This is a genomic window from Nocardia carnea NBRC 14403, from assembly GCF_000308515.1.
Taxonomy (GTDB): domain Bacteria; phylum Actinomycetota; class Actinomycetes; order Mycobacteriales; family Mycobacteriaceae; genus Nocardia; species Nocardia carnea.
In genome coordinates, this window is the sequence record NZ_BAFV01000114.1 from 1 (window position 1) to 13,486 (window position 13,486).

13 protein-coding genes and 1 pseudogene are annotated in these 13,486 nt (G+C 65.4%); 8 read left to right on the forward strand and 6 right to left on the reverse strand.

All coding sequences use genetic code 11. From position 1 onward, the window contains the following. Window positions 1-410 precede the first annotated feature (410 nt). Complete coding sequence (locus ON22_RS36965) at window positions 411-554, reverse strand: hypothetical protein (protein WP_156052488.1); 144 nt, start codon at window positions 552-554, stop codon at window positions 411-413. A gap of 346 nt (window positions 555-900) precedes the next feature. Between ON22_RS36965 and ON22_RS36970 the strand changes: the two genes are divergently transcribed. After that, window positions 901-1,056, forward strand: a complete 156-nt coding sequence (locus ON22_RS36970; RefSeq protein WP_156052487.1) for a hypothetical protein — start codon at window positions 901-903, stop codon at window positions 1,054-1,056. A 44-nt stretch (window positions 1,057-1,100) separates the two neighbouring features. Here the strand turns inward: ON22_RS36970 and ON22_RS28330 are convergent, their stop codons facing one another. Beyond that, window positions 1,101-2,432 (reverse strand): NtaA/DmoA family FMN-dependent monooxygenase, encoded by a 1,332-nt coding sequence (locus tag ON22_RS28330; RefSeq protein WP_033247567.1) that lies wholly within the window; start codon window positions 2,430-2,432, stop codon window positions 1,101-1,103. Between the two features lie 148 nt (window positions 2,433-2,580). Between ON22_RS28330 and ON22_RS38385 the strand changes: the two genes are divergently transcribed. From ON22_RS38385 to ON22_RS28345, 3 genes are all read left to right on the forward strand, one after another. Further along, window positions 2,581-3,201, forward strand: a complete 621-nt coding sequence (locus ON22_RS38385; RefSeq protein WP_051158215.1) for a TetR/AcrR family transcriptional regulator — start codon at window positions 2,581-2,583, stop codon at window positions 3,199-3,201. Window positions 3,202-3,257: 56 nt separating this feature from the next. Continuing rightward, entirely contained in the window at window positions 3,258-3,965 is a 708-nt protein-coding gene (locus tag ON22_RS28340) for an NADPH-dependent F420 reductase (protein ID WP_033247566.1), read from the forward strand. Window positions 3,966-4,212: 247 nt separating this feature from the next. Continuing rightward, window positions 4,213-5,262 (forward strand): AraC family transcriptional regulator, encoded by a 1,050-nt coding sequence (locus ON22_RS28345; protein WP_033247565.1) that lies wholly within the window; start codon window positions 4,213-4,215, stop codon window positions 5,260-5,262. A 262-nt stretch (window positions 5,263-5,524) separates the two neighbouring features. Here ON22_RS28345 and ON22_RS28350 read toward each other — a convergent pair whose 3' ends face one another. Further along, window positions 5,525-6,457 (reverse strand): DMT family transporter, encoded by a 933-nt coding sequence (locus ON22_RS28350; RefSeq protein ID WP_051743152.1) that lies wholly within the window; start codon window positions 6,455-6,457, stop codon window positions 5,525-5,527. A 78-nt stretch (window positions 6,458-6,535) separates the two neighbouring features. Between ON22_RS28350 and ON22_RS28355 the strand changes: the two genes are divergently transcribed. Further along, on the forward strand, window positions 6,536-7,372 hold the full coding sequence (locus ON22_RS28355) for a LysR family transcriptional regulator (RefSeq protein ID WP_033247564.1): 837 nt from the start codon (window positions 6,536-6,538) through the stop codon (window positions 7,370-7,372). A gap of 333 nt (window positions 7,373-7,705) precedes the next feature. Here the strand turns inward: ON22_RS28355 and ON22_RS28360 are convergent, their stop codons facing one another. After that, complete coding sequence (locus tag ON22_RS28360) at window positions 7,706-9,454, reverse strand: CocE/NonD family hydrolase (RefSeq protein WP_033247563.1); 1,749 nt, start codon at window positions 9,452-9,454, stop codon at window positions 7,706-7,708. Between the two features lie 300 nt (window positions 9,455-9,754). Between ON22_RS28360 and ON22_RS28365 the strand changes: the two genes are divergently transcribed. The 3 genes and pseudogenes from ON22_RS28365 to ON22_RS28375 all read left to right on the forward strand — a co-directional run. After that, complete coding sequence (locus tag ON22_RS28365) at window positions 9,755-10,105, forward strand: SbtR family transcriptional regulator (protein WP_033247562.1); 351 nt, start codon at window positions 9,755-9,757, stop codon at window positions 10,103-10,105. Window positions 10,106-10,377: 272 nt separating this feature from the next. After that, entirely contained in the window at window positions 10,378-11,124 is a 747-nt protein-coding gene (locus tag ON22_RS28370; RefSeq protein WP_033247561.1) for an NADPH-dependent F420 reductase, read from the forward strand. Window positions 11,125-11,154: 30 nt separating this feature from the next. Further along, window positions 11,155-11,892 (forward strand): annotated as a pseudogene (locus ON22_RS28375) (NADPH-dependent F420 reductase); the annotation flags it as partial. Window positions 11,893-12,025: 133 nt separating this feature from the next. Here the strand turns inward: ON22_RS28375 and ON22_RS28380 are convergent. Both ON22_RS28380 and ON22_RS28385 read right to left on the reverse strand, forming a co-directional pair. Beyond that, a complete protein-coding gene (locus tag ON22_RS28380) occupies window positions 12,026-12,925 on the reverse strand; it encodes a TIGR03620 family F420-dependent LLM class oxidoreductase (RefSeq protein ID WP_033247559.1) in 900 nt (299 codons plus the stop codon). Between the two features lie 137 nt (window positions 12,926-13,062). Then, entirely contained in the window at window positions 13,063-13,473 is a 411-nt protein-coding gene (locus ON22_RS28385) for a Zn-ribbon domain-containing OB-fold protein (protein ID WP_033247558.1), read from the reverse strand. Window positions 13,474-13,486: the final 13 nt, after the last annotated feature.

Below are 13,486 nucleotides of genomic sequence, written 5' to 3' on the forward strand. Positions count from 1 at the left end.
TCCATCCCTTGCTGCCCCCACTTGGCAAAGTGCGCATCGAGGCCCCCTGATCTTTCCACCTCGCTACTTCACCATCTCGGCGGCGGTCGTATACAGGCATCGAGGCAAGGACTGCTCGTCGGTACAAGTCGACAGGGATCGAAGCCATAATGAAGGAGTACCCGCACGATCGTGTACTGTGACGGCATGCACACCGAAAGTGTGCACATCTGCTGCGAAGCCAGTGTTCAAGTCCCCCTCCGGACACAGCATTTATGCAGGTCAGGGGCATGTTTCCAACATTGCCTCTTCCCTACGTCCACACTGCGGTCCACACCAGGGAATCTGAGGGGATTCGGCCTCACGCAAGGACCCGTGCCCCATGGCGACCACTCCCCCGCATTCGCGTACGAAAAGACGGCTCGCCTTACTCACAGGTGCGCTACCGCATCGACCACGCCGGCAAGTCCGTCCAAACCTCCCAATCGTTCGACGACCACGGCGCCGCTATCCGATGGGCGAAACTGCTCGACCGCGTCGGCCCGGCCGAGGCCGAGCACATGCTTGTCGCGCAACTCGCCTCGACACCGGACATGGTCATGCTGACGCCATGGCTTCGCCGCTATGTCGACCTACTCGGCGAGAGTCTTGGAAGAAACCGAGCGCAAGTACCGGCGAATGATCGACCACGACGCCACCCCGTTTTTCAAGTGCAGTTTCCTGCCGGTCGACGCAGTAACACCAGACATGGATGTTGCGTGGGTCGAATGGCTCACAACCGAACTCGGCATGTCACCTGAGAGTGCAGCAGCCCCAACCGGTTATCGGTCATGATCTGATTCGCACCGGTCGATCCCGTATTCGTCGGAGGCCACGAACGCGACGGGGTAGCAGCGGCTACTCGGGTGGACATCCCATTCGATGGCCGTCGTCGGCTGCGGAGCGTTGACCGCAGCGAAAATCACCGGCGAGCTGCCGGTATCCATTGATTTCGTCCAAGAATTCCTCGTCTGCGCTTCGACCGCGAACATCGACACCGGGACCGCACCCATGGCAGTTGGTGATCGCGCGCGCTGACCTCCCTCGCATGAGGTAGCGATTGAGGTGCTCTGTGCTTGCAGTCACCGCGTGACACGCGGATCGACTCCGTATTGGGCTGGGGCGCCCAGATGTGCGCGCAGGGTAGCGCCGTCATACTCGCGGTGGAACAGCCCGCGATCTTGGAGGATCGGCACGACGCCATCGACAAAGGCGTCAACCCCGCCCTCGTAGATGTCCGGCGAGACCCAGAAGCCGTCGACAGCGTCTGCCTCGAACCATTCCTGCATGTGGTCCGCGGCTTCGGCGGCCGGTCCGACGATGACGGGGTGGTAGTCGATGACACCGTGCGCCAGAACGTCGCGGACGGTCCAGCCTTCACGCGCGATCTTCAGTGCGTGGACCGAGCGCGGGTCGCCCGGTGATGGCCGCGCCGCGGACAACTGCTCCGGCGAAAGTGGCCGGTCGAGCCGGACAGGATCGAGCCGCAGACCGAGCATCCGTCCGAGATAGGATGCACGCTGCGGGAATGTTCGGCCGCTCAACGTGATCCGGCGATCAAGACCTCCCCGCCTATCGTTTGCGATGGTCGTCATCAGGCCGGCGAAGAACTTGATTTCGTCCGGGTTGCGCCCGGCGCGTTCGGCGGCAACGCGGAACGCGGCACGCTGCGCACGCGCATCGTCGATCGTGAAAGCCGCTCCGATGACGGCGCTGGCCCAGCGGCCGGCGAACTCGAGGGCGTTCGCACTGCCTCCGGCGTGGAAGACAACGGGTTGCCCCTGCTCGGAGGGCGGAATGTGCAGCGGCCCGCGCGCGGCGACGAACTCGCCGCCCAAATTGATCGGGGCGATTTTCTCGGCGTCCGCGAAGCGGCCCGTCACCTTGTCGTGCACCCATGCGGCCTCTCCCCAGCTGCCCCAGAGAGCCTGCACCAACTGGACCGTTTCATGCGCTCTTCCGTAGCGTTCGGGGCTGGACGGCAGTCGTTTGCCGTAATTGGCCGCGACATCCTCGCCGCTGGACGTGACGGCGTTCCAGCCCGTCCGTCCATGACTCATGACATCGAGTGCCTTGAACTGTCGCGCGAGGTTGAACGGCTCGTTGAAGGTGGTCGAGCCGGTAGCGACGAGGCCGATCCGGCTCGTCTCTCGCGCAACGGCTGCCAGCGTAACCATGACATCGAGATTGAAGTCGGGCGGCTCGTTCTCTATATCGCCGACGTGACTGGGGCCGTCGGGCAGGAACAGGAACTGGAGCATTCCACGCTCGGCTGCTCGGGCATGCCGAACTTTCGCGTCGAAGCTCGTATAGCTCGTGGGGTCGACCGCCGGGGCACGCCAGGCGCCGGGCAGATTGCCATACCCGTTGCCCAGATGCATGCCGATGATCATCTGTCTGTCCATCATGTCCATTTTCCGTGCGCATATCCGGACTGTTTGTCACTGTCGGCTGCGCGCTGAGTGTGAATTGTCCCCGCCCCGGACGTAAGAGGAGGTAGCCTCCTCTTATACTGGAAGCCTACGGAGACACTCTCCGTTTAGTCAATGTGAGGTGACCGCCATGCCTGAGAACGCGACGACCGGGGCTCGTGCCCCCCGGGCCGATGCCCGGCGCAACCGTGATCACATCCTCGCTGTCGCCGAGCGGCACTTCTCCGATCACGGCATCAACGGTTCGCTCGAAGCGATCGCGAAACAGGCCGGCGTCGGCGCAGGGACCTTGTACCGGCACTTCCCGAACCGGGAAGCGCTGCTCGCCGCGTTGCTCGCCGCGCGCGACGAGGCGCTCGTGTCCCGGCGCGATGAACTCCGCACCCGGTCGGCCGACGCCGCCGACGCACTCGAGGGCTGGCTCGACGCGCTCACCGAGTGGGCCGGTGCATTCGACGGGCTGCCGGAGCCGCTGCGCGCGGCGATGAAGAGCCCTTCTCCGCTGGCCGTGACATGCCAGGGATTCATTACGACAACCGAGGAGTTCTTACACGCCGCCCAGCGCGAGGGGAGCGCTCACAGCGGGATCCGGGCCCGGGATCTCTTCCTGGCCGCTCTGGCCACGAGCTGGGCACGGGGTGCGGCCATGGCCGACGACGCGTCTGCCGCGGCCCTGGCCGGTCTACTCAGAAGCGGGTGGGAGTCGACCGCACGTACGAGCCGCCCAACGGGCATCACCGACAACAGGTAGCCAGAAAGTCACGTCTCGTGCGGGCGTGAACACTCGTCAACAGTAAGGAGAGCGGTATGAAGCGCATTGGAATTGTCGGTAGCGGATCGATCGGAGCGGCAGTCGCCCGGCTCGCCGTCGCGGCCGACTACGACGTCCTCATCGCGAACTCGCGGGGACCGGAGTCGCTCACGGACTTGATCGACGAACTCGGCCCCCGGGCCCGGGCCGGCGAGGTCCGCGCGGCAGTGGAGTTCGGTGACATCCCGGTCCTGGCCGTGCCGCTGGCCGCGTACCCGAAACTGCCCGTCGATGCCTTCGTCGGGAATACGGTCCTTTCCACCGGGAACTACTATCCTCATCGCGATGGCCGCATCGAACAGCTGGACTCTCTGAAGAGCACGACGGCCGAGTACGAGCAGTCGCTTCTCCCGGGCACGGTGATCGTCAAGGCGTTCAACAACATTCGCTTCCAACACATCCCGAACCTGGCAAACTCCTCCCCGCGTACCGCGCTGCCGATCGCCGGGGATGACAGCGAGGCGAAGGCGCGGGTCTCCACGATCGTGAACACGCTCGGTTTCGACACCGTCGACGCGGGTAAGCTCGCCGAATCCTGGAGGTTCGAGCCGGAGTCCGGTGCGTACACCTCGATCTACGCGGCCAACGAGGACAGGTTCGCCGTGGACTACCTCGCCGACCCCGGAGCCCCCGTTCCGGCCGACCGCCTGCGCGAGCGACTTGACGCCTCACATCGTCCCGACGTCGCGGCGCGACAGTTCTGACCGCAGCGTCCGGCGCGGTCCGGAAGGGCGGCCTCGCTCCTGAGGTGCTCTTGCGGACCTCGTTGCAGCGCATCGAACCGGCACGATATTCGACGCCAACAAAGCCTTATAACGCGCCAAATGCCTCCCATTGTCGAGTGATGGCGCAGGATGCAAACGTACTGGCGGGACTTCCGATGCCTGCCGGAGCTGCCGTCTCGACAGCGCTGTCGAGCGGCGGCCGCCGAACCCACGTAAGGAGGCAGCAGTGAAGCTGAACTCGTATCAGAACCTCCGTGTCGCGAACTTCAGCGTCCACGCGCTGCGCCGAATCCTCGAAGAAGCAGACCTCGACTGGAGAACAGCACTCGCCGATGCCGAGATCGACCCCGATGCCGTGAACCGCCCGGGTGGCACTATCCCGGCGAAGAAAGAACTGGCCTTCCAACTCGAGTTCGTTGCGCTGACGAGAGATCGCGTCGATCTCTGGCTACGCGCCGCGCGGGCCTACACCACTGCCACGGTCGGCGCCCGCGGAATGGCTCTCGCAACCGCACCGACCATTGCGGCTTGGGTCGAAGCCGTGAATGCAGTCGACTACTCGCCCGGACTTCTCGAGATCGGGGCGCTCCGGACCTCCGATGGCACGGTGACAGGTGTCCAGTTCACCTACCCCGACAGCGCGAAAGAGCTGATCCCGTTCAGCGCATATCGCGACCTCTATGCCACCAGCCGTTCGTTCGAGTGGCTTTATGGCGGCCGATTCCCGTTCACTCGTATCGAATTCCCGTTACCGGAAATCTCGCCCGAAGCATTGACCTACATCTCCGGCAACGTGGCCGAATGTGGCTCCGAGACATTGCGGCTGTGGTGGGATCCCGTGATATCGACAGAGGAACTCCCTTTCGGAAACGCATTCCAGCACGCGGCATGGATCAAAGCAGACACCGAAGTTCTCGACTCGTTCCGGGCGACCGGCGATTGGCCCGACACCGTCGCAAAAGCAATCAGAGCCGCGCCGGCACTCAACCGGAAACTCGCGAATGTGGCTGCCACGCTGCAGGTCTCACCACGCACTCTGCAGCGCAAGCTCGAACTCGCAGACCACGATTTCGCCGAGCTGCGCGACGAGACCCTCTGCGACCTCGCCTGCGATCTGCTCTCGAATTCCGACCATTCCATATCCCGGATATCCCGGACCTTGGGCTACAAGGACGCAGCCAGCTTCACGATCGCCTTCAAAAGGTGGCGGGGAATGCCGCCGTCTGCGTACCGGGATGCCTCTCATTACCGACCGGACAGTGGAACCACGGATTAGCCCGACCGACCAAATCCGCGCCGATGCGTCATGTGTTGCCCTTGTTGGGAGCGGTCCGACCGATTTCCCTGTCTCTCATGCCGTTCTGTCAGGAACACTCGCAGCACAGCGCTGATCCTCTCCACGACCGCGAAACTCTCGGACCATGCCGCGCCCGACACAGCTCCGGCGTGAGGCACGACGCCGGTGCGCTGGTAGACGTCCATGTACCTGATGCCCGCGGCGAACCTTCACCTGTTCGGTCTGGGCGAATCCATTGAGCTCAACGAGTAGCCGGCAACGATTGGCCGGAAATAGGCTGTTGGTCGCGGTGGCCCGGCCGGGATGCAGCGGTGCTTGCCTGCACTGTGCACGCCGCGGCGCCGAGGGCCAGACCCGCAACGGCCAGTGGTGAGAGTGTCTCCCCGAGCGCGGCCCACGCCATGACACTCGCCGCGGCCGGGATTACCGCGAACAGGATGGAGGCCGCGCGGGCCCCCGACCTCTTGATTGCGGCCGAGTACAGCGTGGTAGCACCGACGGAAGTGGCGACGATCATGCACGCCAGCAGAAGCAGAGCGTGCGGCCAGTCCGAGGATTGCGGGCCGGTGAGGACCGCCGCCACCCCGGCGACCGGAGTGGCCGCCGTGATTCCGAGCGCGGTGACCAGCCACGGGTCCATATCGGTGCAGAAGCGACCCTGATACACACCGCCGGCCGATAAACCGAGCATGGCGATCACTACCGCCGCAATACCGATCCCCATCTGATGGTCGGCGGCAATCCGGGGCGCGCAGGCGAGCAGTACCGCGGCGGTGGCCAACACGAGCGCGAACATTCCCCTACGCGACTCACAATGGCGCGTCACCGCTACCATCAGGGCGGCTGTGATCACCGGGTTGAGCGCGATGACCAATGAGGCCAATCCTGCCGAAACTCCATGGGCCAACCCCCAATACAACCCGAGGAACTGCACCGCCTGGGTCATCAACCCGGCCACCATCGCATGTAATACCTGCCGCCGCGACGGCAGCGCCGTCCTGCGGGCGGCCACGATCGCCCAGAGGATCATCGCCGAACCTGCGAAACGCAGAAAGATCACCAGGAACGGGGACATGACCGCGACCGTCGCCGTTCCGAGTGGATATCCGGCCGCGTACAGCAGCACGGTAGGAACAGCCAGTCGCGCCGACAGACGGGGTGTGCTGGTGGACATGGCTCCACAATCGGCCCCGAGCACGGCCGCCGCAAGACCGTTCACGAAACGTGAACAGTCTTGCGGCATACTGGCGCTATGGCCACTCTCGACATCCCCCAACTTCGCAGTATGGTCGCGGTCGCGACATTCTCGAGCGTGCGCCGAGCCGCCGAGGCGCTCCACCTCACCCCGTCAGCCGTCAGCAACCATCTGCGCAAGCTCGAGAAAACACTCGGCACCCGGCTGGTCACCGCCCAGGGACGAGGAATCGGGCTCACCAGCGACGGCGAGGAACTCGTCGCCCGGGCACGGGTGATCCTGACGCACCACGACGACGCGATCCATGCCCTCGCACCCCCCGGGGACAGCGAGTTCCTGGTCGCCGCGACCGAACACGCGGCGCAATTCCTCGTACCGAGTGTCGTATCCACCCTGAATACCCTGCACCCCGGCCGCGAGATCAGACTGCGGCTGACTCGCAGCGCCCATGTGCGCGATCTTGTTCACGATGACCGCGCCGACGTGGCCTTGATGCTCACCCGACCGGCTCGCGGAAGCCATGCCATCGCCGAACTTCCCTTGCAATGGTTCGGCACCGACGACGCCCCGCTCGACCGCCTGATCTTCTTCACTCGCCCGTGCGCGGTCCGGGACCAAGCGCTCGCGTCGCTGACGAAAACCCCGCACCAGATCGCGAAGGAGTGCCCGGACCTGACCGGCGTGCTCACCGCCGCACGGCACGGCCTCGGGGTCACCCCACTGCCGCGCCTGGGCCCGCCGCCGGACGGGGTCAGCCGCATCGACGCGCTACCCCCGATCCCCGACGTGACTCTGTATGCGGCCACCAGCGACCGCATCGATTCCATGACCAGAGCGCGGATCATCGAAACACTGCGGGCACGCGTCACCGCCGACCGGCGCGTCGACTCGTAGACCCGGACATCGGAGCGGTCTGGAGGTGGACCTTTCCCATGACGTCCGGCGGGCGCCACGTAGCCGCTCGCGGACCATCCCCAGTCCGAGCAAGGCCGGCCGGTGATTTTCCAAGCCGGTGGCGGCGCGAACGGGCTGGCCCACGGCGTCATCGACTACCACCCGTCGTCGCCGGGACCGCCAGCGACGTCGCCGATAATATGCAGCGATGGTACGAGGCCCAGGCCTGCAACGGCTCCTCCCTGGCCATCACAGCTACCACGACGGTGTCGACGCCTTCGCGGGCACCGATCTCACGCACCCGCATCACCGAGCGGACGGACCGTTGAAGCCTCAGCGGCGGATTACCGGGAGGACCAGCCGGCTGGGGTGCTCGGGGCCGTGCAGCACCCGGTTGACCGCGACTACAGCCTGGTCGAGGGTCTCGGTGTTGATATTCCCACCGGTGTTGGTATTCCGGTCGAACCGGGGAAAGTTGCTGCTGGATACCTCCAGCCGGATCCGGTGGCCGGGCAGGAACACATTCGACGTCACCGAAAGATCCAGGGTGATCTCGTAAACCTTTCCCGGCTCGAGGAGTTCGGGCTCGGCGAGTGAATTCCGGTAGCGGGCGCGCAGCATACCGTCGGTCAAATAGATTGCGCGGCCGTCCGGGAACACATCAACCAGCTTGCCGGTGAAATCGGTATCCACGGCAGACGACACAACGTGCAGCACCAGCGACACATGGCCGGTGACCTCGATCGGCTCATCGAGCACGGGCGTGGTGTAACACAGGACATCGTCGCGCGTTTCGATCTCGCTCTGGTCGACCGGCCCCACAGTATTGAGCGCGGCCGGCAACCACAGCCGACCACCGACGCTCATGACCGGCCGTGCCGGATCGTAGACATAGACGTCGGCAGCTTCCACCGAAGGGAAGTCACTACGCAGCACGCCGTTACCGACAGCGGCATCGGCCCGGCCGGCGCCGTCGAGATAGTAATCGACGTAGGTGGTGTCGGGCAGCGGCCAGTCCTGTTCGTCGCGCCACTGGTCGATACCCATCACGAAGATCCGCACCGGAGCACTGCCTTCGAGAGCGTCGGCCCGCCCGCGCAGCCACTTGTCGAAGAAGCGCACATAAGCTTCGGTGACTTCGGTGGTGAGAATGTCTGCGGCGCCGCCGAACTGCCGATCGTAGTAGACACCCGTGTAATCCTGGTGATCCCAGGGGCCCATGATCAGCCGCTGGCCCGTGCGTGCCTCAGCGCTGCCCGCCTCGGCCTTCATCCGGGTGTAGGTACGAGCGGTGCTCCCGGCGAAGAGATCGAACCAGCCGCCGATGTGCAGCGCGGGAACGCTGACCCCTGCGAACTGCGCGGCCGGTGAGAGCTGATGCCAATAGTCGTCGCGATCGGGATGGTTCAGCCACTCCGACCACCACGGCAGCAGCTCGGCCAGTAATGCCTGCCCGCCGGGCATCGAGTCGGCCAACGCCGCGTTCGGCGAGTTCAGCAGCTCGGTGACCACCCCGGCAAGGGTCATCGACGTCTGCACTTCACCGGCACCGGCCGTCACAGCGCGCTGATTGCCGGCGAGCGCCATGTACGCGGCCCAGAAAACAACGTTGTGCCAGGTCAGTGCACCACCCTCGTCATGCCAGGCGGAGTAGAAGTCGGGGTTGCTCACCGCCGGTGCGATCGCCTTCAGGCCCTGGGGATTCCGCGATGCCGAAGCCCACTGGGTGAAGCCGAGGTACGACGCGCCGTAGGTCCCGACGGTGCCGTCGCTCCAGGGTTGCTGCCGCACCCACGCGATCGTATCGACGCCGTCGTCGTGCTCATATTCCATGGGGGTGAACTTCCCGGCCGACTCGAACGTGCCCCGGCAGTCCTGCCGCACCACCGCGTATCCAGCGTCGAGGAGGGCAAATGGGTTGGGGTTCACGGCGAGCGACATCACGGTCATGTTGTCCTTGCCGTATGGCACTCGCACCAGCAGCGTCGGAGCCGGGCCACCGTCCGGTATCCACACGTCCGTGGCAAGGGAGACGCCGTCACGCATCGGGACCATAACGCTTCGCTCGACCCGAAAACTCATCTGGGGCCTTTCTCATCGATCTGTCGGCCGCGTCCAGGACAACGCACCCGCCGCATGGATCGCCGGCAGGCGATCTGGATGAGCTGATCGAACGTGACCACACGGACGACGCGCTGCCAGATGACCGGCGTCACAACGCCTATACTGACATCTATCGTCCAAATTAGGAAGAGTGGGCTTGCGCTGTCATACCGAATCCGCCGCCCACCCCGAGGTTGACCGGATACAGCCTCCGTTTTATGCTGTGGAGGTATCCGGAGGAAGCATCCGCTTTGCCGTGTGGAGCAGGTAGGAGGACGTATGGCCACCGAAGAGCAGCCGGGCCGCCGGCCGCGCGCGGATGTCCAGCGCAACCGTGCTGCTCTGTTGGAGGCGGCTCAGCGTCAGTTCCTGCGGCTCGGGGTCGGCACGTCGCTGGAGGCGGTCGCCAAGGAGGCCGGGTGCGAAAATCTCATCGGGACCACCGATGAATACGTGCGCGGCGCGCAGCTCACGGGACAGGTGCGGGCCGCGGTGACCGGGCGCGACCTGTTCCTCCTGGTCGTCTCGGTGGCATGGACCATGGGCGCCGCCGAGGCCGACCAGCAGGCGCTCGATCGTCTCCTGACACTGATCGAAAACGGCTACCGCGAACAACACAACAAGCTGTAGCAGTATCACCCGCCGTACCCGCCGACCCGCAAGACCGAGGCGGCACTGCGGCATATGCGTTCGGCAACGCCTGGGACAAAGCCGGCTTTTCCGTCATCCGGCACACGCCCAGTGCCGGCGGCGGTGAGCCGGCCGAAATTCGGTCTGGGTCCCACAGGGCCGGATATGAGGAAGAGGCCGTCCAATGGCTCGGCCCGGCACGGCACCTACACGGCGTCCGCGCAGCGTTGCCCGGTCGAGGAAATCGATAAAACAACCCAAGGAGTTACTGGATGAAGATCGGCATTCTCGGTGTCGGCCATATCGGCAAGACACTCGGTCGAAAGTTGAGCGCGGCCGGACACGACGTGAAGGTGGCCAACTCTCGCGGGCCCGAAACGATCGACGCGACGGTCTTGGAGACGGGAGCACGTGCGGTGACCGCGTCCGAAGCGGTGAAAGATGTGGACGTCGTCATCCTCTCCACCCCGCTGAACCGCGTTCCCGATATCGCGCCGCTACTCGCCGGCGTACCCGCCGGGACCGTTGTCATCGATACCTCGAACTACTATCCGGGGCGCGACTCCCGAATAGCGGCGATCGAAGCCGGCCAGATCGAAAGTATCTGGGCCGCAGAAGAGCTCGGTCGGCCGATCGTCAAGGCGTGGAACGCCATCGGCTCCGTCTCCTTCGCCCTGAAAGGCACGCCGCCGGGTACTCCGGGTCGTATCGCCATCCCGGTCGCCGCCGATGACGACAGCGAACGCGCGGTCGGCATGGCGCTGGTCGAGGACACCGGATTCGATGGTTTCGATGCCGGACCGCTGGCGCAATCGTGGCGCCAGCAGCCCGGGGCACCGGCGTACTGCACGGATCTCACCCGCGACGAGATGCCGGCGGCCCTGGCGAGCGCCGAGGCCGCACGACTGCCGAGGCGACGCGACCTGTCGGTCGCCGCCATCTCCGAAAGGGTCGGCGACGGGACGACGAACCCCGACTCGGAGTACGGCGTTCGTCTCAGCCGCGCGCTGTTCATGTAGCGATCCGCACACGACAGAAAGAAGGAACACGATATGAGGATTTCCGTTATCGGCGCCGGATCCATCGGCGGCAACCTCGCACGCCGGCTCAGCGAGGCCGGACATCAGGTACTGGTCGCGGACGCCCGCGGGCCGGAGACCGTCGCCGCCGATATCCGAGAGGCGGGCGCTCGCGCAGTCGACCTCGACGCCGCGACCCAGGACAGGGATGTCATCATCCTGTCGATCCCATTCGCGAAGCAGCCCGAACTCGCCGGCCTCCTCGCCGGGGTCGCCGACGATACGGTGATCGTCGATACGTCGAACTACTATCCCGGGATGAACGGCCCCGTCGAGGCGGTGGACAATGGGCAGGTCGAGAGCGTGTGGAGCGCGGAACAGCTCGGCAAGCCGATTGTGAAGGCGTGGAACGCCGCGCTGGCGGCGACGCAGCAGACCAGGGGTGTACCCGCCGGGACGCCCGGCCGCATCGCCATCCCCGTTGCCGCCGATTCGGAACGAGCACGCCGGACCGTCATGCAGCTCGTCGACGACACGGGTTTCGATCCCATCGATGCCGGTGTTCTGGCCGAATCGTGGCGACAGCAGCCGGGGACGCCTGCCTACTGCACCGAACTGAATACCGCGGAATTGCGGCAGGCCCTGGCAGCGGCCGACAAGGACGAAGCGCCCCGAACTCGTGACCGGCTCATGGAGCATTTCGCGAGCCTCACCGAGATGCCTTCGCTGGACGAGACCGTCGCGATCAACCGCGCCGCCCACCTCTGACCCAGTGCCCGCCGCCTGCCTCTCCCCTATCCGGTGAGAGGCAGGCGGCCCGCGGCGATATTGCCATCTCTCGCACGGCTGTTTCTACGCCGCGCCCGGCCCCGAACGCTGGTTGCCGTGCGATTCCGTGCGATTACAGCTGCAGTGCCGAGGCGAGTTCGCGGAGCGCGGGCCGCGGGTCGGTCGAAGGTGTGTCCGTCAGGACCTGCACGACGACGTGGTCCGCGCCGGCGTCGAGGTGTGCGGTGAGCGCAGCGGCCGCGTCATCGGCGGAGCCCGTGCCGACCAGTGCGCGGGCCAACCGGTCCGATCCACCGGTGACCAGGTCGGATTCGTCGAAACCTTGGCGCAGCCATGAGTTCCGGTAGTTCGGCAGCGTCGAGTACATCGTGAGGTGGTCGTGCGCACGCCGAAGTTGATCGCCCGAATCGCCACCGATCGCCACGGCTTGTTCGGTGACGATCCAGCGATCGGCGCCGAGGATCGAACGGGTGACCTGGGTCTGTTCGGGTGTCACAAGATACGGGTGGGCGCCGTCGGCGTGCTCGCCGGACAGCTCGATCATCTTCGGACCCAATGCCGCAAGCAGGCGGAGCGGCCGGGCACCGGGCTCGATCTCCGGGGGCAACGCGTCCATACGCTCGAGATACGTCCGCATCGTCGCCAGCGGCTTGCGATACGCGCCCCCGAGCATCTGTTCGACGAACGGGCCGTGGCTGACACCCAGACCGAGCACGAACCGCCCCGGGTTCAGGGCACTGAGGATGCGGCCGCCGGACTCCGCCGCTGTCGGTATCCGGACGTGGATATTGGCGATACCGGTGCCGACCACCAGCCGGTCGGTGGCCGAGAGAAAGGCTGCGGATTCCACCAGCGCGTCTTTACCGCCGCCCTCGGGCATGAACAGCGAACCGAACCCCAGCGCTTCGATATCGCGGGCGATGTCCCGAGCCTCACGTATCGGCCACGCCTCGCCGTTCCACCAGACGCCGACCTTGGACGGAAACTTCACGCAGGCAGTTCGATCGGACATAATTCTCGACCTACTTTCCAGGTTCGTCGGATATGTTGTCGATTTCAGCGAAGCGTGCTGCCGGGACACCACGGCGACCGGAGTGCCGGCTCGACCGACTCGATCACGAAGGCCGGCCCTGTCGAGTCAAATACGGCCTACTCGTCCTGTGTGGGCGTGAAGACCGGGACATACTCGTCGGTTTCCGCCGGCCCGGATTTGGGGAACACCGCGCGGACTCGTAGTCCCGCAATGAGGGTATCGCGCTCGATATCGACGAGCTGGGTCCACCACCACGGCCCCTCATCGAGTTCGACCACCCCGATAGTGAGCTGGACCGGGGTATCCGAACCGCCGTCCCGCCGGGGGACGAACGCCCATGAGACGACCCGGCCGAGTCCCGAAGCCTCCACCCATTCCAGATCGGTGTTCCCCACCCTGTCCTGTACTGCGGACGGAGCCAGGACCTGGCCGGTTTCCGTGGACCGGCGCAACAGGAAGACCCCACGTGCGGCTCCGTCGAAGAACTCCGAGGTGGCGGCATCGCGGACAACAGGCTGAATGTTCATAGATGTCGGAATC

What these genes read in the sequence shown, in the direction of transcription:
- ON22_RS28340 (WP_033247566.1), top strand. Translation starts at nt 3,258, where the DNA reads ATGAAGCGCATTGGAATTGTCGGTAGCGGATCGATCGGAGCGGCAGTC.
- ON22_RS28350 (WP_051743152.1), bottom strand. Translation starts at nt 6,457, where the DNA reads ATGTCCACCAGCACACCCCGTCTGTCGGCGCGACTGGCTGTTCCTACC.
- ON22_RS28365 (WP_033247562.1), top strand. Translation starts at nt 9,755, where the DNA reads ATGGCCACCGAAGAGCAGCCGGGCCGCCGGCCGCGCGCGGATGTCCAG.
- ON22_RS36970 (WP_156052487.1), top strand. Translation starts at nt 901, where the DNA reads ATGGCCGTCGTCGGCTGCGGAGCGTTGACCGCAGCGAAAATCACCGGC.
- ON22_RS28385 (WP_033247558.1), bottom strand. Translation starts at nt 13,473, where the DNA reads ATGAACATTCAGCCTGTTGTCCGCGATGCCGCCACCTCGGAGTTCTTC.
- ON22_RS38385 (WP_051158215.1), top strand. Translation starts at nt 2,581, where the DNA reads ATGCCTGAGAACGCGACGACCGGGGCTCGTGCCCCCCGGGCCGATGCC.
- ON22_RS28355 (WP_033247564.1), top strand. Translation starts at nt 6,536, where the DNA reads ATGGCCACTCTCGACATCCCCCAACTTCGCAGTATGGTCGCGGTCGCG.
- ON22_RS28360 (WP_033247563.1), bottom strand. Translation starts at nt 9,454, where the DNA reads ATGAGTTTTCGGGTCGAGCGAAGCGTTATGGTCCCGATGCGTGACGGC.
- ON22_RS28370 (WP_033247561.1), top strand. Translation starts at nt 10,378, where the DNA reads ATGAAGATCGGCATTCTCGGTGTCGGCCATATCGGCAAGACACTCGGT.
- ON22_RS28380 (WP_033247559.1), bottom strand. Translation starts at nt 12,925, where the DNA reads ATGTCCGATCGAACTGCCTGCGTGAAGTTTCCGTCCAAGGTCGGCGTC.
- ON22_RS28330 (WP_033247567.1), bottom strand. Translation starts at nt 2,432, where the DNA reads ATGGACATGATGGACAGACAGATGATCATCGGCATGCATCTGGGCAAC.